We start from the raw sequence: 22075 nt of genomic DNA, 5'->3' as shown, positions 1-22075 counted from the left end.
GGGGTCGGCGACCGGCGCAAGCGGGTTTTGTCTGCAGCGGCCGCGCGCTGGCGCAACCGGGCCGCCCAAAGATCCGAAAACCGCTCGCGTCGCCAAACGATGGCGTTAGCATCGGCTTGCGATACAAATCGCAGGTTGTGGGGATTGGGGCTAGTGGAAGGCGCGGTAATGAGCGCGAGGAAAACCAGCAAGGGCATGCAGGCAATCCGGATGGTGGTCGTGGTACTGGCCGCGGCGTTCGCCGTGGCGTCGGCGGGTTGCTCAACCCAACGCGAGTCACCCGTGGAGCCGGTCGTCCCAACATATCCAGAAGAACAGTAGGGCTGGTTCGCCTGGCTGCCGGCCCGCAGGTATGCGGGCCGCTATCCGGTCTGGCCTCGCATCGGATCAAGGCGTAGGTAGGCCTGGATGGTGGTGCCGCTTGCCGAGGTATGCGTGCGGACCAAATCCGCCATGGCGTTGACCAGGAACAGTCCGCGGCTGGCAGTTCCGCTGCCGCCGGGGATGTGACGTCCGGCCATCTGGTCACCGAGTTCCCCGCCGTCGCGCGCCTCACACACCAGATGCTCATCGTGACGCCAAAATGCCAGCTGGCAGCCACCGTCGGCGTATTGCAGGCTGTTGGTGGCCAACTCCGTGGCGATCAACTGCAGATCGGTGAGCCCTTCCTGCGACAAACCGACCCAACCCGCGTAGTCGACGGCGAACGAGCGCGCGGGCCGCAGGTCGGTGCTCTCGCGCACCAGGTAGGTAACGGCGCCCGGATGAAGTGGTAGCGGCCGATTGCGCCGGGCCAGGACCTCAGCCGGCGCGTAGTCGGCGCTGCGCTGCGGCGACCCGCATTTCCACAGCAACGGATGGGTGGCGCGGGCGTCGGCGAGCACCTCCTCCTCCATTCGTTCGGCGTCGTAGAGGCACAGCGCCGTCACGCTGTCGTTTTCCAGCGCCGCATTGACCAGCGCCTCGTGCTGCATGCAGGCCAGACACTCGTCCACGGTGCGCCCCGGCCAGACAAGTTGGCTGACAATGTGGACCCGCCGACCGCGGTGTCGCGCCACGAACGCATTCTGGAGGGCCAGCAGCCGGCTCGGGTTGCGGGCGGCCTCGGCGATGTCGATCATTTGCAGCTCGGCCGTGGCTCCACCGCGCAGCCGGCTACCCAGCAGCGCCAGCCGGTCGGTGGGCACCGCGACCAGGACCGGCTCATCTAGCACCATCGCCTCGCGAACGAAGCGTTGCACCGATTCCAGATACTCATGCTGGGAGTGGTACAGCAGCGCGGAATGGACAAAGTTTCGTTGTCCGGTCACCGTGCTAGTGGCCATCTCAACGCTCCCGCCTGCGCCGGCACCCCGCTGGACCGGCCTCTCGCTTGGCTATCGGCATACCCGTCGAGAGGCGTTGCTATGCACGGGCTCTATGGGTTTGTCAGATCCCCGGCACAGGACTAGAGGCACCAGGACGCCGCAGCATCAAGGTGACGGCGGATGCGGTAGCGGGCCAGGCTGTCATCGCCGGCGATGACAGCCTCGCGAATCCGCTGATGCGCATGTTCGACGGCGCCGACATCGTTGAACGTCGGCTGCTGGTGTTCGGTGCTGGACCAGTGCCGTTGAAACAATTCGACGATTATCCGCAGAAACAAGTCCAATAGTGCGTTGCCCGCCAGCTGAGCCAGACCGACATGAAAGCCGAACTCCTCGACGGCGACCTTGCGGGCGGCGTCTGCGGCGTCCTCGAACGCGAAGTCGCTGGCCACAACCAGCTCGTCGAGGACCGAAGCAACCTCGGGCCGGGCGCGCTGCTCCACGACTTTGGCTACGTTTGCGACCTCGATGGCGTCACGAACACAACGCAGGTCCTCGCGGCTGGGCTGGCGGTACTGCAGGTAGAGCGCAATGGTGTCGATGCTGGCCTGCGACTGTGGTTTGGTGACCACCAGCCCACCACCGGGACCGCGGCGCATGCGCGCCACCGAGTGATACTCCAGTAACCGCACGGCTTCCCGCAGCGCCGCACGGCTCACCCGATAGCGCTGCAGCAAAGCTGTTTCGGTCCCGAAGACCGAATCGAGCTGCCAGCCGCTGGCGGCGATGTCGTCGGCGATCGTGGCGGCCAACACTTCGGCGAGCTTGCCGGGCGGGGTCTCGGAGTCCAGCCGCAGTGACCGGCGCGGCACGTGCGCCAGCTTGGCATCCCCACCAGGTTGATGCTGTTGCAGCCAACCGGTCACCCGTTGCACGTGCTGCTCGCTGAGCGTCTTGGCACGCGCCGAATCCCCCGCCGTGACGGCTGCAGCGATGGCCGCGTGGTCGTTGTGCATCTGGTCGACAGCCTCAAACGCCTCGGCCACCGTATCTGTGCGCGAAGTGAGCGCGTAGCGGCGGGTCAACCTCATCAGGATTTCGATAAAGAGTTGCAGGACTGGATTTTTCGACTGCCGCGCCAGCGCCACATGGAACTCGTCACGCGCAGCCGGCAGCCCCGGCTTGCGCTGTTCCTCCGCGCGTAACACCGCTCGCAGCCGGTCGATCCCGGCTTCGTCGATGTGCTCGGCGGCAAGCGAGGCCGCCAGCGGCTCGAACACCAGCCGCGCGTCGAGCAATTCCCCCAGGGTGATGCCGAGATATTCGAGGTAGATGACGACGGCCCGGGTCGCAGGTCCGGCATCGGGCGCGCAGATAAGCAGCCCACCGTTGGGTCCGCGACGCATCCTGGCGACCTGATGGTGCTCGACGAACCGAACCGCTTCACGCAGCACCGACCTACTTACGCCATACCGCTGTTGCAGAGCGCCCTCGGAACCCAGCGACGCCCCCACTGTCCACCCGCGGCGCACGATCTCGGCCTCAATGTGGCGGGCGACTCTTGCGGCTCGCTTGTCCGCCCGGATCACATCCGGCTCAACGCTCAACTGCCCCACCCCACCAGCTGATTCAACACGTCAACAACATGCATCCGGCAATCGGTCCTCCGCCCACAGAAACCACCCCGACCTCTGGGCGGCGCGGCACCTGCCGCTGCCCCGCATCCCCGCGCAACTGTAGACAGCCTTCATGCAGTGCCCAGTAGCCATGCATGCGTCTCGCCGATAGCTGGCCACCGTAGGTGTTGAGCGGCAACTTCCCGTCACGCGCTATTCGCGCTCCGCCCTCGACAAACGGGCCGGCTTCGCCGTCGGCGCAAATGCCCAGGGCTTCCAGCCAGGCCAGGGTCAGAAACGTAAAGCCGTCATATAGCTGCGCGACCTCGAGATCGGCTGGTTTCAACGCGGTGCGCGACCACATCTGCGCCGCGGCGTCCGACATCGCCATCTTGGGATAGTCGGCGCGGTGAAACCAGCCGCCGGACCCATCGGATCCCCCAATCGCCTCGACCCGGACAGCGCGGTGCGGACAATCACGCGCGTATTCGGCGGTCGAGACCAGCACCGCGACGCAGCCGTCGATGGGCACATCGCAATCCAGCAAGCCCAATGGTGTGGACACCGGGCGCGCCCCCAAGTAGTCAGCCATGGTCATGGGTTCGCGATAGACGGCAAGCGGATTCAACGCCGCGTTGCGCCTCCCGTTGAGGGCGACCCAGCCCAGCTGCTCCCTTGTGGTGCCATACAGCTCCATGTGGCGGCGGCAGTTCAGCGCCAGCCAGTTCGCCGCCGAGTAGGCATGCGCCGCAATGAGATCGGTGATGTCATCCATCGGCCCCACCGCCGGGCGCGGGGCACCCTCGGCAACATCGAACATGCGGGCCAGCGGCGGAGCGGGAGCGTCCTGCTCCGGTTGGAGCGCAACGGTGCCGCCCAGCATCTGAATGGTCCGGTAAACGATCACATGACGGGCGCGCCGCTCGGCGACGGCACGGCAGGCCGACATCACCGGGCTCAACAACCCGCCGGTACCGAAGCCGGTTCCGCAGTCCGGGGCGTCGATCTGCAGTTCGGCGTTGACGTCGGCGGCCGGGGTGTCACCCAGCGTCGCGATGCCGTCGACATCAGCGGGGGTCAGGCCGGCGTCGGCAACGGCGGCCCGCACCGCCTCCATGGTCAGTTCGAGCCCGGGGATGCCGGTTCGACGGCCGATCCGCGAAATCCCGATACCGGATAGGATCGCGTCTTTCTCGAAGTGCTTCATCTGCAACCGTCCGAAGGCCCCGCGTACACGAATTAATAAAGTGTACTGTATTGAGCGTGTCCGCCGAGCCGATCTTCTCGCTGCTCATCGAGCACTGCGATACTTGCGCTCGCTGGGTACACCCGGCAACCGGACGGTGCGATGACTGCGACGCCGCGCTGGTGCCACGTCCGGTATCCGGGCGCGGCACGGTGTTTACCTACACGGTCAACCACCACCGGTACCACCCGGACATCCCGACGCCCTACATCATCGCCCTGGTAGAACTCAGCGAGCAAGCCGGGCTGCGAGTGGCCGCCAATATCGTTGATTGCGAACCCGATTCGGTGACCTGTGGCATGCCGGTCACTATCCGGCCGGAGCGGGGCACCGGCGGGGCGCCGCTTTTCGCACCGGCCGGGCGCTGATCACCGCTTGCGCGCGGTGACCAGCAGGTACTCCCATTCCATCGCCGAGCTGCCGGCCAGATACCGGTCGCCGAGTGCGGCCAGCTCCGCGTCCAGCGCCGCGACACGATCGGGTTCGGCCGCTATCGCCCGATAGGCCGCAATGGTGGGCCCGTAGTTCGCTTTGAAGTAGTCACGGAAGGGCGCACCGTCGGCGAACTCGTCCACCAGCAACGCACCGCGGCGAACGGCAAAGTCGGTGACCCGATCCGCGAACAACTCACGGACGTGGCCTTCGGTTCCCCACAGCGGCGCCGGCTGGGCGCCCGGTAGCGGAGGGGCCAGGTAGGGCTTCATGGTCGTGAACATCTCACCGATGAATCCGCCTGGGGTCCAGCTGATCAAACCGATCACCCCGCCGGGCCGGCACACTCGAACCAGCTCGTCGGCGCAGGGCTGGTGATACGGCGCGAACATGACGCCGACGCAGGAAACCACGGCGTCGAACTCATCGGTGTCGAACGGCAAGGCTTGGGCGTTGGCCTCCACCCAGCGCAGGCTGGCACCACGGGCGGCCGCCAGCCCCCGGCCGCACTCGAGCAGGTTCGGGCACAGGTCGCTGGCAATGACGTCAGCCCCGGCCAGCGCGGCCGGTATCGCCACGTTGCCAGATCCGGCCGCGACATCCAGCACCCGGTCACCGGCGCTGATTCGAGTGGCTTCCAACAGGATTGGGCCAAGTGGCGACACCAGATCGGTGGCCACGGCCGGATAGTCGCCCAATGCCCACAGGGCGCGATGCTTGCTTTCGTAACCGCGATCGGTCGGTTCGGTCCGGGCCAGGGTCGTCATGACGAGTTACCTTTCTGGGCTGTTCTGATGACTGATCACCATCGTCGGGCCGGCGCTGAATCACTTCCAGTGACAGATGTGAACCTGCGGCGGTACACAGTCTGTACTAGTCAATTCGATCGCCACAGCGTCTACTGGACACAGTCGACTGGAGGGTCTTGCGCGATGTCCACATACAGCCAGTTCTGCCCGGTCGCCAAGGCGATGGAGTTGCTCGACGAACGATGGACACTGCTGGTGGTTCGGGAGCTGCTGCTGGGCAGCACGCATTTCAACGACCTGCGCCGCGGGGTACCCAAGATGTCACCGGCGTTGTTGTCCAAGCGACTCAACTCGTTGACCAAGGCCGCTGTCGTTGAACGCAACGATATCGAGGGGCGCACCTCGTACTCGCTGACAACCTGCGGTCGCGAGCTCGCCACGGTGGTGGATGCACTCGGTGAGTGGGGCATTCGCTGGATACCTGAGCTCGGCGACGAAGACCTCGATCCGCACCTGTTGATGTGGGATATCCGGCACACCGTACCCATCGACGCGTGGCCGCGGGCCCGCACGGTCCTGGCGTTCCGGTTGGCTGGTGTGGCACCCAAAGCCGCACGCTGGTGGCTGCTGGTGTCCGAGGGAGAGGCCGACGTGTGCGATTTCGACCCCGGCTATCAGGTTGCCGCGACCGTCGAGACCAGCCTGCTCACGCTGACTCAGCTCTGGCGCGGGGACCAGTCCTGGTCGCGGGCGATGCTCAACGGCGGGGTGCGCATCGACGGGCCGGCGCAGGTGCGCCGGTCGGTGCCCGCCTGGCTCGGCCAATCGCGCCTGGCGGCGGTCCCCCGCCCGGCCTGAGCCCGCGAGGCGGATGACCCCGAGCCGCGGGCGCTAGTTGATCAAAGGATCACGCGGCATGCCGAGGATCCGCTCGGCGATCTGGTTGCGGGTCACCTCCGAGGTGCCGCCCGCGATCGCCATGCCGCGAGCGCCCATCACCATCCGGCCGATCACCGCACCGGGGCCATCTAGCAGGGCGATCTCGGGGCCCAGCAAGGCCGCCGAGATGGCCGCGCCCTCCACCATGTGTTCGGCCAGCTTGAGCTTGGTGACGTTGCCCTCCGGCCCCGGACCGGCACCTTCGACGCTGCGCGCGGCCCGGCGCAGGTTGAGCAGCCGCAGCGCGTGGTCTTCGACTAGGAAGTACCCGACCCGAATCTCGGCGCCGGCCAATCGATCCGCCCCGTTCTGGGCCAGCTTGACCAGCTTGGCGGCCAGGCCCTCGTAGTAGCCACCGCTGCCGCCGATGCTGACCCGCTCGTTGCCCAATGTCGCCCGCGCGACCGTCCAGCCGGAGTTGGGCGTGCCGACGACATCTTCGTCGGGAACGAACACGTCGTTGAAGAACACCTCGTTGAATTCCGAACCACCGGTGATCTGACGCAGCGGGCGGACCTCGACCCCGGGCGACTTCATATCGATGATCACCGTGGTGATGCCCGCGTGTTTGGGCACGTCAGGATCGGTGCGTACGGTGGCCAGACCGCGGGCGCAGTACTGCGCGCCGCTGGTCCACACCTTCTGGCCGTTGATCTTCCAGCCGCCATCGACCCGGGTGGCGCGGGTCTTGACCGAGGCCGCATCCGATCCGGCCTCCGGCTCGGAGAACAGCTGGCACCAGATCTCCTCCTGCCGCAGCGCCTTCTCCACGAATCGCTCGATCTGCCAAGCGGTCCCGTGCTGAATCAGCGTCAGGATCACCCAGCCGGTGATCGAATAGTCCGGGCGTTTGATGGCCGCCTTGCGGAACTCCTCCTCGATCACCAGCTGCTCCACCGCATCCGCCGCGCGCCCCCACGGCTTGGGCCAGTGCGGCATCACATAACCGGTCTCGATCAGCTTGTCGAGTTGGGCAGCCTTGTCGAGGGCAGCGATCTCGACGGCGTCGGCCCGGATCTGGGTACGCAATTCTTCGGCCTCGGCGGGCAGGTCCAGGCTGTTCTCTCGCGTCGCTCCGGCGGCGGTGCGCTCGAAAACATCACGAGCCGGCACTTCCGCGCCCAACAGGGCCGCATCCACCAGCGCCCGGCGTAGATGCAGATGCGCGTCATGCTCCCAGGTGAATCCGATCCCGCCGTGCACCTGGATGTTGAGTTCGGCGTTGCGCGCGTAGGCCGGGAACGCCAGCAGCGCGGCCACTGCGGCGATGAGCTGGAACTGTTCTTCGTCCTCGGTGGCTGCCCGCGCGGCATCCCATACCGCGGCGATCCCAGACTCGGCCGCCACCAGCATGTTTGCGCAATGGTGTTTCACCGCTTGGAAAGTGGCGATGGTGCGACCGAATTGCTGGCGCACCTTGGCGTAGGCGACAGCGGCGTCGACGCAGTCGGCCGCGCCGCCGACCGCCTCGGCGGCCAGCACGGTCCGGGCCCGGGCCAGCGCCGCGGCCCGGGCGCCGGACAAGAGGTCCTGCGCGCTGACCTTCACCTCGTGCAACCGCACCCGCCCCGAGCGCCGCGTGGGATCGAAGTTGTCCGGAACCTCCACCGACACACCGCTGCGGCCGCGGTCCAGCACCAGCACGTCGTCCCCCGCGGCGACCAGCAGCAGCTCGGCCAGTCCCGCGCCCAGCACGATCCCGGCATCACCGCTGGCGACCCCGTTCTCGACCCGTACGTTGCCGTCGAGGCCGATGCCAGCGGTGACGGTGCCGTCGATCAGGCCCGGCAGCAGCCGCGTTTGCTGCTCGTCGCTGCCCTCCTTGGCGAGCACCGCCGAAGCGATAACGGTGGGCACAAAGGGGCCGGGCGCCACCGCACGGCCGAGTTCTTCGACTACCACGACAAGTTCAGGCAATCCGTAGCCGGAGCCGCCGTGACGCTCGTCGATGTGCAAGCCGAGCCAACCGAGCTCGACCATGTCCTGCCAGAAGGGTGGTCGCGACTCATCGGGTGAATCGAGCAGCGAACGCGCCGCCCAGCGCGCCTTCTGCGAGGTCAAGAACGCGCGGGCTACCTCGGCAAGCTCGCGATGGTCGTCGGTCAATGCGATACCCATCAGGGCCCTCCTCGCGGCACTGTCAAGCTCGCCTCGTTACGGGCCCGGCCGATCACCTAAAGAGTGTACTCAAATATGTGCGGTGCGATCGGCGGGGTTTGTGGGGTCACTCACTTGGGCGCGAACCGCTGTCCCGCATCCAGTCGCAGGCACTGCCCGTTGAGCATCGGGTTGTCCACGATTGCCGCGACCAGCTTGGCGTATTCCTCGGGCCGGCCCATCCGCTTCGGGAAGGCGGCGTCCTTGACCAGCTGGGCGGCCATCTCGTCGGGGACCATCGCAGTCAGCCCGGTGAGGAACAGGCTCGGCGCAATAGCCAGCACCCGGATCCCCATCGAGCCCAGATCGCGGGCCATGGTCAAACACATGCCGGCGATTCCAGCCTTGGCGGCCGTGTAGGCGACCTGCCCAATCTGGCCCTCGAAGGCCGCGATGGATGCGGTGTTGATGATGACGCCGCGCTCGTCGTCCTCCGGCTCGTTGTTGGCCATGTGCGCGGCGGCGAGCCGGCTGATGTTGAAGGTTGCAATGAGGTTGAGATCCACCACGGAGCGGAAGGATTCCAGGTCGTGCGGACCGGACTTGGTCAGGGTCCGCTTGGCGATACCACCGCCGGCGGTGGTCACGATGACGTGCAGACCGCCGAGACGATCAACCGCGGTCTGCAGGATCTCTTCGGTGCCGGCGAAGTCGGTGACATCGACCGGGTAGAACGCCGCGCCGATCGCCTCGGCAACACTCTTGCCGTCGGACCCCTCGCGGTCCAGTATCGCCACGTCAGCACCGCGTTTTGCCAGTAATTCGGCGGTGGCACGACCCATCCCCGACGCGCCGCCGATAACGACGGCCTTCTTGCCGCTGATCTCCATCCGGACCTCCCGATGCCTTGTCAGAATCATGACAATTTGTAACGTTATCTCGGAACGCTAGCGCGTCTACCGTGCATTGATGTCGGCGACTCATGCCAAGCTCGAAACGTGCTCCTCATCGACATAGCAAGCACTTCGCTTAATGTGGGCGGCACCTCGTCTCGGCTGGCCAAGGTCGCACGGATTGCCGAGCTGTTACGCGCGGCCGCACCCCAGGGCTCCGGCGTTGTTGATTAGCAGGCTTGTGAGCTGGGGAATTGTGGATTGAGGAGGTCTAGGCGGCGGTTGGCGGTCAAAGCGGTGATCCGGCAGGCTTCGGCGATGTTGTCGGCGCCGTTGAGGCGGTACAGATTGATCGCGGTGTTGCGTAGCCTTGCTAGGACCTGTGCGCCGTTTCCGGTATGTGCCCTTTGACGGTCTTCGTCGAAGGTGACGTCGCGTATCCAGTGCAGGCTGTTCTCGATTCCCCAGTGTTGACGCATCCAGGTCATGATCGCGGTAGGGCGGGCGTGCTCGAACGGCAGGCTGCAGATGGCATAGACCACCTCCACGCTGCGCTGGTCGGTGGCGGTGATCAAGCGTTCACGAGTGATCCGGATGATTTGTTTTGCGTAGGGGAAGCCGATTCCTCGTGCAGCGGTGATGATTTGCAGGGTGCGGGTCTCGACACGGCCGTGGCCGCGGGAGTCGTCGGTAGCGGCTGCGGGCACCTCGGCCCAGGGCAGCGCGGTGATACGCGCAAGTATTTTGGCTTGGTTGGACTTGACGATCATCAGGTAGTGCGACTTCAAGGTGGCGCAGATCAACTTCGCGGTGACGACCTGGGTATGCATCGCATCCACGGTGACCAGCCACCGCAAGCTACCCGGCAGCAGCGTGAGCAGGGCACGTACACAGGGAATTTCATTGCTTTTCTCGGCGACAGCGAGTTGACCGAGCACCAATCGGGCACGGTGGGCGAACACCGACACGAGATGCGTGGCTGTCGCTTTGGCGCGTAAAGCACCACGCAGCATCTTGCCGTCCAACGCGATCGGCACCAATCCACTGGGGTCGCTGCTGGCCACGTGTGCAGTGAAGTAACTGCCCATCCTGGCGTTGAGGTCGGCGGGGTCTAGCCGAGACAAAACAGCGCGGAAGGTCTTCTCACTGGGCCGCCGGAACCGGACCCCTAATTGGGCCAACACATCATCGGGAGCGGTGGCCGCCCATGTGGCAAAACCAGCATAGCCGCGCATCCCCGCGGCAGTGGCCAGAACCGCGATCGCCAACAAAGCCATCAGCGAATATCTCCGACCGCGTGGGTCCCTCGGGTCTGGCACCGAGGCCAACACATCGAGAAACTCCGATCCGATGAGCCCGCTGCGCCCACCAGGACTCCAGCGGTCGAACACCTCTGGAACCGACGACACAGGCAATACTGAAACGGTAGGCACGGGCAACTCCAGACCAACGACGAACAGTAACCAACTCGATCGTTCTCCAGATAGCCCGTGCCTACACTCCGGCCCCAATAGCGCGGCACCAAAGATCATCAACCCAGCTCACAAGCCTGCTAATCAACAACGCCGGAGCCCTGGGCCGCACCCGACCCGGAGCTGGTCGCGATCGTCGTGGCGTGGCTCTCCGGCGAGCTGCGGCAGCGCCAGATCGGCGTGGGCTGGGCCACGTTGCGGTCGCTGCCCGCGGCCGCGGGTAGCCCGGCGCTCACCGTCACCGGTACCGACGCGGCGTTCAGCGAGATCGGCGCGGTGTCGGGTAAGGGGTCTGCGGCCCGCCGCCGCGAACTCATCACTCGGTTGTTCGCCGCTTCGACCGAAACCGAGCAGGCCTTTCTGGTGCGGCTGCTCAGCGGCGAACTGCGCCAGGGCGCGCTGGCCGGGATCATGGTCGACGCCGTCGCCAGGGCGGCCGAAGTCCCCGCTACGGCGGTGCAACGAGCCGCCATGCTGGGCGGGGATTTACCGACGGTGGCGGCGGCGTGCCTGGCGGCCGGGTCATCGGGCGCGGCCGGCGCGCTGGATTCGTTCACGCTGCGGGTGGGCAGACCGATCGGGCCGATGCTGGCGCAGAGCGCCGGCAGCATCACCGATGCCCTCGAACGCCATGGCGGTGCAACAATTTTCGAGGCAAAGTTGGATGGCGCCCGGGTTCAGATCCACCGAACCGGTGATGAGGTCACCGTCTATACCCGAAGCCTCGACGACGTCACGGCCCGCCTGCCGGAGGTGGTTCAGGCAACGCTGGCGCTGCCGGTCAGCGACCTTGTTGCCGACGGCGAGGCGATTGCCCTGCAACCAGACGGCCGGCCGCATCGCTTCCAGGTCACCGCATCACGATTTGGCCGGTCGGTGAATGTCGCTGCCGCCCAAGCCAAACAGCCACTGTCGGTGTTCTTCTTCGACATCTTGCATCGGGATGGACGCGACCTACTCGATGCGCCGACCACCGACCGGCTGGCAGCCCTGGACGCCGTGGTGCCGGCCCGGCACCGAGTCGATCGGCTGACCACCGCAGACGCGGCCGCGGCGACCGATTTTCTGCGGGCAACACTGGCCGCCGGCCACGAAGGCGTGATGGCCAAATCCCCCACCGCGCCCTACCTGGCCGGCCGCCGCGGCGCCGGATGGCTGAAGGTCAAACCGGTGCACACGCTGGACCTGGTGGTGCTCGCGGTGGAGTGGGGGTCAGGACGACGACGCGGCAAGCTGTCCAATATTCACCTCGGCGCCCGCGATGCCGCCACCGGCGAATTCGTGATGCTGGGCAAGACGTTCAAAGGCATGACCGATGCCATGCTGGACTGGCAGACCGCGCGATTCACCGAACTTGCCGTGGGGGGCACCGACGGCTATGTGGTCGCGCTGCGCCCCGAGCAGGTGGTCGAGGTGGCCTTCGACGGCGTGCAGGCGTCCTCGCGTTATCCCGGCGGGCTGGCGTTGCGCTTCGCCCGGGTGGTGCGCTACCGCGACGACAAGGGGCCGGCCGACGCAGACACCATCGACACCGTGCGGGCGCTGTATTGACGCGCTAGCGGTTCGCCGGTTTGAGCAGGAGCAGGCCAAGCGCCGCCCCGTAGATCAGGTGCTGGACGGCAAAGGGGCCGTAACCGGCCGCAGCCGCCATGTTGCGCACCGGATCCCCGCCGCCGAACAGCGCCGCCGAAACGGGCAGGGCAATCCAGGTGCTGACCGCGAAAACCGCCAGGCCCCAGACCAGCGCCGCGCCGACCAGGGCAACGCCGCGCAGTCGCACCCGGTCCACAATCAGCCCGAAGACCGCGCCATACCCCGCGCCCACCATCATGTGCACGAGCGCGCCCAGCACCGCCGGCGCGGCGATGAAGGTGAACAGTTGTCCCGCCGTGGCCGCCCGCATCGACTGCACCATCGCGTCGGGGCCGACGAACGTAGCGGCGATGCGATAGAGCGGGGTGAAGAACCCGCTGTGCAGCAGCGTGGCGCCGGCCAGCATCGCGAACATCGCCATCACCAGCGAGGCGAGCACACCCGCTCCCCCGCCCATAAGCAGGCCTCGCACGGCCTGGCGGGATATTGTCGATGCCTCCGAGCCAGATGAAGCAGCAGTTGCCATTTCGAATACCTCCGTACGTCGGCGCATGAGAAGCGGCGCCGCTGACACTCAATCCGCTAGACCTTGCGCACACCGCGGAAATGTCATCAGGATTACAGGAATCTAGGAGGGCACGACGATGAGCGAACGCCGCGGATCGGGATTTCGAGAGGCGGTCACCCTTTTCACCGGTGGCGCGCAACCCAGTGAGTCGCCAGTCCGCCACGCCGCGTGGGTGGCCCGCTGCGTCGGGCGGGGAGCGGCAGCGCCGCTGCATCCCAACGACCTCACGGCTCTCGCCGGAACCCTTAGTCAACGTCAGGTCACCTCCGGGGCAGTACTTTTCAATCTCGGCCAAGATCCGACCGGGGTGTGGATTGTGCGACAGGGACAGATCGAGCTCGCGGTAGGTTCGGGGCGGCGGCGCGCAGTCGTCGATGTGCTGCGCGGCGGCGATGTCGACGGAGACATTCCGCTGTTGCTGGAGATGCCGATGGCCTATACCGCCCGCGCGCTCGAGGACAGCACTTGCCTCTATCTGGACCGGGCGAACTTCGAGAGCCTACTGGCAGGCCACCCCAACATCGCGCGGCGCTGGCTGTCATCGGTCGCACAGCGCGTCTCAGCCGGGCAAGCCCGGCTCATTGCCCTGCTGGGCCGACCGCTTCCGGGTCAGGTTGCCCAGCTACTGCTCGACGAATCATCGGAAGGATCAATACAACTCGCGCAACGCACGCTATCGGCAATGCTCGGTGTGCAGCGACCGTCTCTGAACAAGATCCTCAAGGGCTTTGAACGTGACGGGTTGATCGCCGTCGGCTACGCCGAGATATCGATCGTTGACGTCAACGGGCTCAGCGCCAGAGCACGCTAGGCCGGCAGCCCGAACTAGGTGGCCGGCTCATTTGGGTCAGGCGGAGGCCACGAAGGACTGCGCCCCAGATCCGAGTCCCGCGTCACGTCGGCGCGGGCTTGATCACGGGCGTTAGACGGCAACGACGTATCCGTACACCACCATGCGTCGCAGATTTTCGCCCACCACAGCGGCACGGGCAACGACCCGGCGCCGCACGACACCACTCCGTAGGAGTTGGGGTCGCCGTTGCCGGGCGTGGACGCCACGAACTGATCCACCTGCGCGACAATGTGGTTGTCCACATCGATTTCGCAGTGCACATTGCCCGAGTACGGCCAAGGGATACTTACTTGCATCCCCGCTTTCGCCGGATCGGCCAGCATCGTAGTGGTGGTGAATTCGCGGCCGGTCGCGCTCAACGGGGCGGTTGCCGTGTAGGTGTCGTTGACCATGTAGATGGCCCGTCCGCTGGAGATCGGGGCATCCACCTTCGCGATGTAGGTGATTGTGTGCGCGCCTGGTGGATCCGCTCGCGCAACATCCGGTGCGAGTCCAGGGCCGACGGCGGCGGCCAGCACCGCCGCGATCGACACCCATGCGTACACCGCAACTCGCATGGCTTCGTATCGTACGCCGGGCATCCCATGGCTGCCATCTCGAAATCGTCGGGCAGATCTGTTGGCGTGGCTAGTGCTCATCCGTATCAACGGCAGCCGAAACTCTGGGGTTTGCCCTGATCCTAGAAGCCAGAGCCAAGTCCGAATCACATTCTGATCAAATGCTTTTGAAAGGCGCCGCGCCATTCGTCGGCTCCTAGCCGGATCGTAGTGACCTCCCATCTGCAATCTCTGTGCCGGAGTGCCTATGGCGCAGGCTCGTCGGGCATGGGGCGCACCTCCGGCGGTGCCGGCAGTGGGGCCAGCGGCAGACCACCCCCATAGGATGCCTGTCGCACGCCGACCACCAAGGTAAGCACGAAGGTGGGCGGAGTATCGGGCGGGAAGCCCAGCACCCTTACATCTTCGGGAATCGGTTCGGGGCGAAGGCATATCGTCGCCAGGCCCCTGCCCGCCCAATAGTCGTCGGGGGCACCGGTCTCGAGTCGGTACTCGAACACACTGAGGGTCGAGCTGCCCAACACTCGCTTGTCGAACGGGATGTAGACCCCCGGAAGTTCATAGGGGTTGGCCGACTCCCTCATGCGGTTTGGGTTGGGAACAATACGCTGACCGACCAGTTGCACCGGCACACGCTGATGGCGCGGCGGACCGTCGGGGTACCAGGAACCGCTGATCTCGGCCCAGTCCCAGCCTGGGCTCGGCTGACACTCCGGTTCTCCGTAGGGAATCCAGTGCACCGGGGTGCTGGGAAGCTGTACTTCCAGCATTGCACCCTTGGGCACCAGTTGCGGAGTCCAGGTGCGGTTCCACCAACTCAGATTGTCCCGATGCTGCTGGGTGAAGACATAGCGACCCTCGTTGTGCAGCGGCAACTGGGCATCTTCGGGCTCGGCCACCGCGGGACCGACGGCAAACACCAGAGCGGCGATGAATGCGGCCAGCAGCGGGCGGCGCAGCCTCACGGTGCCCCCTTCGGATACCGCCCTGGGGATCGACGAGCAAGATGCCCATCATTCCCCTGTCTTCGTGGGGCAGGATGTGACAGTGATAGACGGTCTTGCCGGTCACGTCCGGACGGAAGTAGGTCCGCAACGTATACCTGCGGTATGGCGGTAGGCGGAATGTGTCCCACCAGATGTCGGGCTCGTAGGCCGCCGCCCAACTGGTGTCACCTGCTGGGATCCCTTGGACGTCGACAACCTGGAACGGGTTTATGTGGATATGCAAGGGGTGCTGGAAGACGTCCTCATTGACTATCGTCCACTCCTCGACCGTGCCACCCTCGACCTCCTGATCAATCCGGTCCATATTCATCTCCTTACCGTCGATGAGGAACTGGATTCCCATACCGGTCCGCCCGCTGATATCGCCGGAGAACACCAGAACCCGGCGCCGCGACACCGGCAGGTTCGGCATCCGTGGCGGCTCCACCAGGGTCTTCGGCATCGGTGTGTCGGTCGGTTTGCCGCGCACCACCAGGGTGGCCAGCGGCAGATAAGGGCGGGGGCCACCGGGGTGTCCCTGGTCGTAGGCTTCGGCGTAGATCCGGTAGCGCCCGGGCTCGCCCGCTTTGATGATGAACTCGGCCCGGTTGGCCGAGGCCAAGAAAATGTGCTGGCGCGTGCGCGGGGCGGCGTAGGGCGTCCCATCGGTTCCGATCTGCTCGAGTGAATGCCCTTCCACGTGCAGCCATATCGACCGATGCGGGCACGCGTTGAGCACCCGAAAGCGCTGGGCTTCACCCGGTTGCATGGTGATGTCTGGGATGAGTTGGCCGTTGACGGTGTAGTACATGCTCGACGGCACTGAGGGAAAGGAGGCGAACGGCACATCGCCCGCGATGGGCGCCACCACGGTGAACGAAACCTCACCGCTGTCATCGGCGATCCACAGCTCGTTGATCACGATGGTGCGCTCACGCATGGCGGCGATCTCGGGCACCGCGTCAATGTCGCCCTCGACGATGATTGCGCCGGAGAGCCCGTTCCAGCCCTGATGTGCGGTCGCCGTGTGGAAATGGGGGTGGTACCAATACAAGCCAGCCGGCTGATCCTTTGGGATGTCGTAGCTGTATTGGTGATCGTTTAGCGGGCCGATCTGCAGAAAGACGTTGTCCGCGGGGTCTTCTGGGCTCACTTGGAGGCCATGGGTGTGCAAGTTGATGTCGACATCCTCTTGCGCGAGCGTTTGCCGTCTCTCCCACTTGTTCCACAGGTCGTGGACACAGGCCCGCCGGGTGTCATAACGCGCGTCGTTGGACTTGGAGGCGCAATAGGGCAGCATGAATACGTTGTTGGTGGGGATCCCGACCGGGACAATCCGGTTCTTGAGCAAGACCCGCAGATTGTCACCCGGCCGGATTCGCAGGATGGGCCCGGGTAGCTAGCCGTTGAACGTCTCCAAGGTCAGTTGACGGCCATCGAGTTCGACAACATTGGTGACGGCGCTCAACTCTGTATCCAAAACACCGTTTGCGCTTGAGAATTCGGGAAGGTCACGAAGCTCGTCACCGCCCGCGTGTGCTGGCGCCGATGCGCCTCTTATCGCGCCGGCCGCGCCAGTTGCCGCCATAAGAGCCAGGAACGCCCTGCGATTCACAGTCGCCAACCGCCAAGTCCCTACTGTGCTTTCCGATTCGTCAACGGGAGCTTAGCCAAGAATGCGCCATTTCGCGCGGCCAAATTCAGCATGACCAGCGCGGGCAATTGTGTCATCCAAATGACAATCTGGATGATATCCGGGCGCATTCATATTTCGCGCTACGCAATGCCGTTAAAGGCCGCCTCTTGTATTGGCCCGAAGGAATTTTCGAGATCTGCATATTTGGAGACGATGTGCCGGCCGAGGACCCAGGGCAGTGGCCGACAGACGACGGGGCGCCACAGTGGCGTATGCCGCTCTCGGGTTCCGCACATCCCCCTCATGGTGCAAGGATCACCGGGAACAACGACCACCTGTCAGCAAGGGAGGCGCCGGTGGCCCAGTCGACCCCGCCGGATCGAATCGAAGACCGCTCCGCGGACGTCAGCTATATCCGCACCGACGCCGATCTACCGCCGGTCGCGATCGTGGACCGCTCCCCGATCACCTTCCGGCACAAGATCGTCTTCGGGGTGATCGCCGCCGTTGGTGCCGTCGCCTGGGCGATGATCGCCTTCGCCCGGGGTGAGACGGTCAACGCCATTTGGCTTGTCGCCGCGGCTGGGTGCACTTACATCATCGCCTTTCGTTTTTATGCGCGGTTGGTCGAAATGAAGATCGTCCGCCCCCGCGACGATCACGCCACCCCGGCCGAATATCTCGACGACGGCATGGACTACACGCCCACCGACCGTCGGGTGGTGTTCGGCCACCATTTCACCGCCATCGCCGGAGCCGGTCCGCTGGTCGGTCCGGTTTTGGCCACCCAGATGGGTTATTTGCCCGGCACCATATGGATTGTGGCCGGAGCGGTATTCGCCGGCTGCGTGCACGACTACCTGGTGTTGTGGATCTCCACTCGGCGGCGCGGGCGCTCGCTCGGGCAGATGGTGCGCGACGAACTCGGCGCGACAGCCGGGGTGGCCGCGCTCATCGGGGTGCCGGTGATCATCACGATCATCATCGCGGTGCTGGCGCTGGTGGCGGTGCGGGCGCTGTCGCAAAGCCCGTGGGGTGTCTTCTCGATCGCGATGACCATTCCGATTGCCCTGTTCATGGGCTGCTATCTGCGGTTCCTGCGGCCCGGGCGGGTCGCCGAGGTGTCGGTGATCGGGATCGGGTTGCTGCTGTTGGCCGTGGTCTCCGGCGGCTGGGTTGCCGAAACATCATGGGGTGCATCCTGGTTCAGCCTGTCGCCGGTCACCCTGTCATGGCTGCTGATCATCTACGGCTTCACGGCGTCGGTGCTGCCGGTGTGGTTGCTGCTGGCACCGCGTGACTACCTTTCTACGTTCATGAAAGTCGGCACCATCGCGCTGCTGGCCGTCAGCGTGCTGGTTGTTCGGCCCGACATCATGGCCCCGGCCGTTTCCCGATTCGCCATGACCGGTGACGGGCCGGTGTTCGCCGGCGCGTTGTTTCCGTTTCTGTTCATCACCATCGCCTGCGGCGCGCTGTCCGGATTCCACGCGCTGATCTCCTCGGGCACCACGCCGAAAAATGCTGGAGAAGGAAGGCCAGATGCGCCTGATCGGCTATGGCGGGATGCTGACCGAGTCCTTCGTGGCGATCATCGCACTGCTCACCGCATCGATCCTGGACCAGCACTTGTATTTCGTGCTCAATGCCCCCGCCGCCAAGACCGGCGGCACGGCGGCCAGCGCCGCGGACTACGTCAACGGACTCGGGTTATCGGGAAATCCGGCCAGCGCAGACCAGATCACCCAGGCTGCCGCGGGCGTGGGCGAACACTCGATCGTGTCGCGCACCGGCGGCGCACCAACGCTGGCATTCGGCATGTCGGAGATCATGAACCGCGCCCTTGCCGGCATCGGCCTCAAAGCATTTTGGTACCACTTCGCGATCATGTTCGAGGCGCTGTTCATCCTGACCACCGTCGACGCCGGCACCCGGGCCGCACGCTTCATGGTGTCCGATGCGCTGAGCAACCTCGGCGGGCCGCTGCGCAAGCTGCAGAATCCGAGCTGGCGCCCGGGCGCATGGTTGGCCACCATACTGGTGGTTGCGGAATGGGGCGGCACCTTGCTGTTGGGCGTCACCGACCCATTGGGCGGGATCAACACGCTGTTCCCGCTGTTCGGTATCGCCAACCAGCTACTGGCCGCGATCTCACTCACGGTCATCACCGTCATCGTGATCAAGAAGGGTCACCTGAAGTGGGCCTGGATACCGGGCGTCCCACTGCTGTGGGACCTCATCGTCACTTTGACGGCGTCATGGCAAAAGATCTTCTCCGGTGACCCCGCCGTCGGCTACTGGACCCAGCACTTTCGGTACCAGGAGGCCAAGGACGCCGGCAAGACGGCGTTCGGTTCGGCCGCCAATGTCGACCAGCTCGACGACGTCATCCGCAACACGTTGGTGCAGGGGATCCTGTCCATCGTCTTCGCCGGCATTGTCATCATCATTGTGATCGCTGGAATAGCAATGTGTTACAAGGCACTTCGCGGAAGCGCTCGCCCGCTGACCGAAGACGAGCCAATGCCGTCGAAGCTGTTCGCCCCCGCCGGCCTGGTTCCCACCGCCGTCGAACGTGAGGTAGCGCAGCAGTCGTCAGCGCTGGCCGACACGCAAGGTGGGCGACCATCATGACCGCCCGCTGATCAATCCGGTATCGGCGCGCCGGAAATCAGGTAGTGCCCAACTGCGTTGTAGCGCCCTAGAATTGTGCGCAATGAGAGTCGGTATCGACTTCGGCACCACCCACACCGTGGCTGCGGTCGTCGACAGAGGCAACTATCCCGTCGTGTCCTTCGACGGAGTGGACGCATGGCCTTCGGCCATCGCCGCCAACGCGGCCGGTGAGCTGCGCTTCGGTTTGGACGCAACCGCGGTGCGCCGCGATCCCGGCTGGTCGGTGCTGCGTTCGTTCAAACGTCTGCTCAACGACGCCGGACCGCACACCGAAGTCAGCCTGGCCGGCCGCAGCTACCGGCTGACCGAGCTGCTGGCCCGCTTCCTCGAACAGCTCAAAGACGATCTGCAACACCGGTCAAACGCCGGCCTGCCACCCGGCGAGCCGGTCGAGGCCGCGATCAGCGTGCCGGCGAATGCGTCTAGCGCACAACGCTTCCTGACGCTGGATGCCTTCGTGGCGGCGGGTTTCCAAGTAGTCGCGTTGTTGAACGAACCGTCTGCGGCCAGCCTGGAATACGCACATCGTTACCGCTCTACCATCACCGCCAAGCGCGAGTACGTCGTGATCTACGACCTCGGCGGCGGCACCTTCGATGCCTCACTGCTGAAGATGACCGGCCACGTCAACGACGTCGTCCGCAGCGAGGGCATCCAGCGGCTCGGCGGCGACGACTTCGACGAGGCGATACTGCAACTCGTTGCCGCACGGCTGCCCGAGATCGCGGAGCTGGCCGCAACCGACGTCACCGGATACGACGTGCTGAGGGAGGAATGCGCCGCGCGCAAAGAAGCCGTCGGGCCACAGACGCGCCGCTTCCTGATGGACCTCACCGGGATCGGGGGCGACCGGCCACCATTTTCCTGCGATATCGATGACGTGTATTCCGCATGTGCACCGCTGGTCGACGACACGATCGGGGTACTGTCGCGCGTCTTGCGTGATCCGGCGCCCGGCGGTGACGGTGTGGCCTGGTCGGAAGTCGCGGGCATCTACCTGGCCGGTGGGGCGGGGAGCTTCCCACTGATCTCGCGCATGCTGCGCGCGACCTTCGGCGACAAGCGGGTGAAACGCTCGCCGCACGCGTTTGCGGCCACCGCCATCGGGCTGGCCGTCTTCCTCGACCACGAAGCGAGTTTCGAGCTTTCCGAACATTTCTCGCGACACTTCGGGGTCTTTCGCGAGGCCCAAGCCGGTGCCGACGTCGTCTTTGACCCCATCGTGGCAAAAGACTCCCCACTTCCCCGCGACGGAAGTTCGCCGCTGGTCATCCGGCGCACCTACCGGGCCGCGCACAACATCGGCCATTTCCGGTTCGTGGAGTGCAGCCGCCTGGTCAACGGCCGCCCCGACGGTGACGTCACGCCCTACGATCCGGTCTACTTCCCGTTCGACCCGGCCCTTCGTGACCGGCAAGACCTCGGGCATCAGCCGGTCGGCCGCTGGGACGAGGGGCCCGATGTCGAGGAGCGCTACGTCATCGCCCCCAGCGGCGCGGTCGAAGTGACCCTCACCACGCATCCGGCCGGCTTCAACCGCACCTTCCGGCTGCAACGGCACGTCCCAGCACGATCCTGACCTATAGCCAAGGAGGCTTTCACCGTGTCCACCTGGCTCATCACCGGCTGTTCCACCGGGCTGGGCCGCGCCCTGGCCGAAGCCGTCATCGACGCCGGTCACCACACCGTCGCCACCGCGCGCAGCGTCGGCGGCGTTGCCGACTTGGCCCAGCGGTCCCCCGAACGGGTCTTGCCCCTCGCTTTGGACATCACCGAGCCCGACCAGATCACTGCGGCGATGCAGGCGACGCAGCAGCGTTTCGGCGGCATCGATGTACTCGTCAACAACGCCGGCTACGGATACCGTGCGGCGGTCGAAGAGGGCGCCGACGCCGAGGTCCGCGACCTGTTCGAGACACACTTCTTCGGCACCGTGGCACTGATCATAGCCGTCCTTCCCGACATGCGGGCCCCCCGCAGCGGTGCGATCGTGAACATCTCATCGATCGCGGTGGCGCTGACGCCGGTGGGATCGGGTTACTACGCGGCGGCCAAGGCCGCCATGGAGGGGATGAGCGGCGCATCGCACGGGGAGCTCGCGCCGCTGGGCATATCGGTCACCGTCGTCGAGCCCGGCGCCTTCCGTACCGATTTCGCCGGCCGCTCCCTGGTGCAATCGACCAGGATGATCAATGACTACGCCGCCACGGCAGGGCAACGGCGCAAGGAGAACGACACCATGCACGGCAACCAGCCCGGTGATCCCGCCAAGGCTGCCGCCGCGATCATCACCGCCGTCGAATCACCCGCCCCGCCGGCATTTCTGCTGCTGGGGCCCGACGCGCTGATGGCCTACCGCCACATCGCGCAACGGCGCGATGTGGAGATCACCGATTGGGAACAACTCACGGCCGGCACCAACCTCACCCCGTAACTGCCAGGTCCCGAACTTGAC

At 65.5% G+C, this 22075-nt stretch carries 18 protein-coding genes and 5 pseudogenes; 10 read left to right on the top strand and 13 right to left on the bottom strand.

All coding sequences use genetic code 11. The annotated features are described in order from the left end of the window. Window positions 1-168 precede the first annotated feature (168 nt). A complete protein-coding gene (locus tag SHTP_RS27980; RefSeq protein WP_015355071.1) occupies window positions 169-321 on the top strand; it encodes a hypothetical protein in 153 nt (50 codons plus the stop codon). 41 nt (window positions 322-362) lie between these two features. On the opposite strand, the gene SHTP_RS08135 is transcribed toward SHTP_RS27980, so the two are convergent. From SHTP_RS08135 to SHTP_RS08125, 3 genes are all read right to left on the bottom strand, one after another. Further along, entirely contained in the window at window positions 363-1325 is a 963-nt protein-coding gene (locus SHTP_RS08135) for a sensor histidine kinase (RefSeq protein ID WP_096370278.1), read from the bottom strand. Window positions 1326-1447: 122 nt separating this feature from the next. Beyond that, a complete protein-coding gene (locus SHTP_RS08130) occupies window positions 1448-2914 on the bottom strand; it encodes a FadR/GntR family transcriptional regulator (protein ID WP_096372381.1) in 1467 nt (488 codons plus the stop codon). 22 nt (window positions 2915-2936) lie between these two features. Next, window positions 2937-4130 carry a thiolase family protein gene (locus SHTP_RS08125; RefSeq protein WP_096370277.1) on the bottom strand — a complete coding sequence of 398 codons (1194 nt, stop codon included), beginning with the start codon at window positions 4128-4130 and terminating at the stop codon, window positions 2937-2939. A gap of 56 nt (window positions 4131-4186) precedes the next feature. On the opposite strand from SHTP_RS08125, the gene SHTP_RS08120 reads away from it, so the two are divergent. After that, the gene (locus SHTP_RS08120; RefSeq protein WP_020786449.1) at window positions 4187-4537 is read left to right on the top strand and encodes a Zn-ribbon domain-containing OB-fold protein; all 351 of its coding nucleotides are present in this window, start codon (window positions 4187-4189) and stop codon (window positions 4535-4537) included. On the opposite strand, the gene SHTP_RS08115 is transcribed toward SHTP_RS08120, so the two are convergent. Beyond that, the gene (locus tag SHTP_RS08115; RefSeq protein WP_096370276.1) at window positions 4538-5368 is read right to left on the bottom strand and encodes a class I SAM-dependent methyltransferase; all 831 of its coding nucleotides are present in this window, start codon (window positions 5366-5368) and stop codon (window positions 4538-4540) included. It lies immediately after the preceding gene. A gap of 165 nt (window positions 5369-5533) precedes the next feature. On the opposite strand from SHTP_RS08115, the gene SHTP_RS08110 reads away from it, so the two are divergent. Then, window positions 5534-6208: a winged helix-turn-helix transcriptional regulator gene (locus tag SHTP_RS08110; protein ID WP_096370275.1), complete on the top strand. Its 675-nt coding sequence runs from the start codon at window positions 5534-5536 to the stop codon at window positions 6206-6208. A gap of 33 nt (window positions 6209-6241) precedes the next feature. On the opposite strand, the gene SHTP_RS08105 is transcribed toward SHTP_RS08110, so the two are convergent. Together SHTP_RS08105 and SHTP_RS08100 are read right to left on the bottom strand one after the other, a co-directional pair. After that, complete coding sequence (locus SHTP_RS08105) at window positions 6242-8407, bottom strand: acyl-CoA dehydrogenase family protein (RefSeq protein WP_096370274.1); 2166 nt, start codon at window positions 8405-8407, stop codon at window positions 6242-6244. Between the two features lie 110 nt (window positions 8408-8517). After that, window positions 8518-9276: an SDR family NAD(P)-dependent oxidoreductase gene (locus tag SHTP_RS08100; RefSeq protein WP_011741195.1), complete on the bottom strand. Its 759-nt coding sequence runs from the start codon at window positions 9274-9276 to the stop codon at window positions 8518-8520. 108 nt (window positions 9277-9384) lie between these two features. Between SHTP_RS08100 and SHTP_RS30350 the strand changes: the two are divergent. Further along, window positions 9385-9489 (top strand): annotated as a pseudogene (locus tag SHTP_RS30350) (hypothetical protein); the annotation flags it as partial. Between the two features lie 20 nt (window positions 9490-9509). Here the strand turns inward: SHTP_RS30350 and SHTP_RS08095 are convergent. Then, window positions 9510-10712, bottom strand: coding sequence for an ISAs1-like element IS2404/ISMul1 family transposase (locus SHTP_RS08095; protein WP_420872971.1), 1203 nt, complete (start codon window positions 10710-10712; stop codon window positions 9510-9512). Window positions 10713-10856: 144 nt separating this feature from the next. On the opposite strand from SHTP_RS08095, the pseudogene SHTP_RS08090 reads away from it, so the two are divergent. After that, a pseudogene (locus tag SHTP_RS08090) lies at window positions 10857-12302 on the top strand (ATP-dependent DNA ligase); the annotation flags it as partial. Window positions 12303-12306: 4 nt separating this feature from the next. Here SHTP_RS08090 and SHTP_RS08085 read toward each other — a convergent pair. Next, on the bottom strand, window positions 12307-12783 hold the full coding sequence (locus SHTP_RS08085; RefSeq protein WP_231991728.1) for a hypothetical protein: 477 nt from the start codon (window positions 12781-12783) through the stop codon (window positions 12307-12309). 205 nt (window positions 12784-12988) lie between these two features. Here SHTP_RS08085 and SHTP_RS08080 point away from each other — a divergent pair, with 205 nt between their 5' ends. Then, complete coding sequence (locus SHTP_RS08080; protein WP_096370272.1) at window positions 12989-13723, top strand: Crp/Fnr family transcriptional regulator; 735 nt, start codon at window positions 12989-12991, stop codon at window positions 13721-13723. Window positions 13724-13737: 14 nt separating this feature from the next. Here SHTP_RS08080 and SHTP_RS08075 read toward each other — a convergent pair whose 3' ends face one another. From SHTP_RS08075 to SHTP_RS28725, 3 genes and pseudogenes are all read right to left on the bottom strand, one after another. Further along, window positions 13738-14322, bottom strand: a complete 585-nt coding sequence (locus tag SHTP_RS08075) for a hypothetical protein (RefSeq protein ID WP_036450758.1) — start codon at window positions 14320-14322, stop codon at window positions 13738-13740. 245 nt (window positions 14323-14567) lie between these two features. Then, complete coding sequence (locus tag SHTP_RS28730; protein ID WP_096370271.1) at window positions 14568-15287, bottom strand: hypothetical protein; 720 nt, start codon at window positions 15285-15287, stop codon at window positions 14568-14570. 82 nt (window positions 15288-15369) lie between these two features. Continuing rightward, window positions 15370-16077 (bottom strand): annotated as a pseudogene (locus tag SHTP_RS28725) (multicopper oxidase family protein); the annotation flags it as partial. 40 nt (window positions 16078-16117) lie between these two features. Here SHTP_RS28725 and SHTP_RS28720 point away from each other — a divergent pair. Next, on the top strand, window positions 16118-16321 hold the full coding sequence (locus SHTP_RS28720) for a hypothetical protein (RefSeq protein WP_231991726.1): 204 nt from the start codon (window positions 16118-16120) through the stop codon (window positions 16319-16321). A 17-nt stretch (window positions 16322-16338) separates the two neighbouring features. Here the strand turns inward: SHTP_RS28720 and SHTP_RS28715 are convergent. Both SHTP_RS28715 and SHTP_RS27970 read right to left on the bottom strand, forming a co-directional pair. Next, window positions 16339-16608: pseudogene (locus SHTP_RS28715) on the bottom strand (multicopper oxidase domain-containing protein); the annotation flags it as partial. 99 nt (window positions 16609-16707) lie between these two features. Then, window positions 16708-16932 (bottom strand): hypothetical protein, encoded by a 225-nt coding sequence (locus tag SHTP_RS27970; protein ID WP_172900525.1) that lies wholly within the window; start codon window positions 16930-16932, stop codon window positions 16708-16710. Window positions 16933-17300: 368 nt separating this feature from the next. Here SHTP_RS27970 and SHTP_RS08060 point away from each other — a divergent pair. From SHTP_RS08060 to SHTP_RS08050, 3 genes and pseudogenes are all read left to right on the top strand, one after another. Beyond that, window positions 17301-19578: pseudogene (locus SHTP_RS08060) on the top strand (carbon starvation CstA family protein). 82 nt (window positions 19579-19660) lie between these two features. Further along, a complete protein-coding gene (locus SHTP_RS08055) occupies window positions 19661-21199 on the top strand; it encodes an Hsp70 family protein (protein ID WP_096370270.1) in 1539 nt (512 codons plus the stop codon). Between the two features lie 24 nt (window positions 21200-21223). Then, window positions 21224-22054, top strand: coding sequence for an oxidoreductase (locus SHTP_RS08050; protein WP_096370269.1), 831 nt, complete (start codon window positions 21224-21226; stop codon window positions 22052-22054). Window positions 22055-22075: the final 21 nt, after the last annotated feature.

The organism is Mycobacterium ulcerans subsp. shinshuense, from assembly GCF_002355775.1.
In the GTDB taxonomy this organism is placed as follows: domain Bacteria; phylum Actinomycetota; class Actinomycetes; order Mycobacteriales; family Mycobacteriaceae; genus Mycobacterium; species Mycobacterium marinum.
Note: the sequence above shows the minus strand (reverse complement) of the source record. Positions and strands in the feature narration are given on the sequence as shown.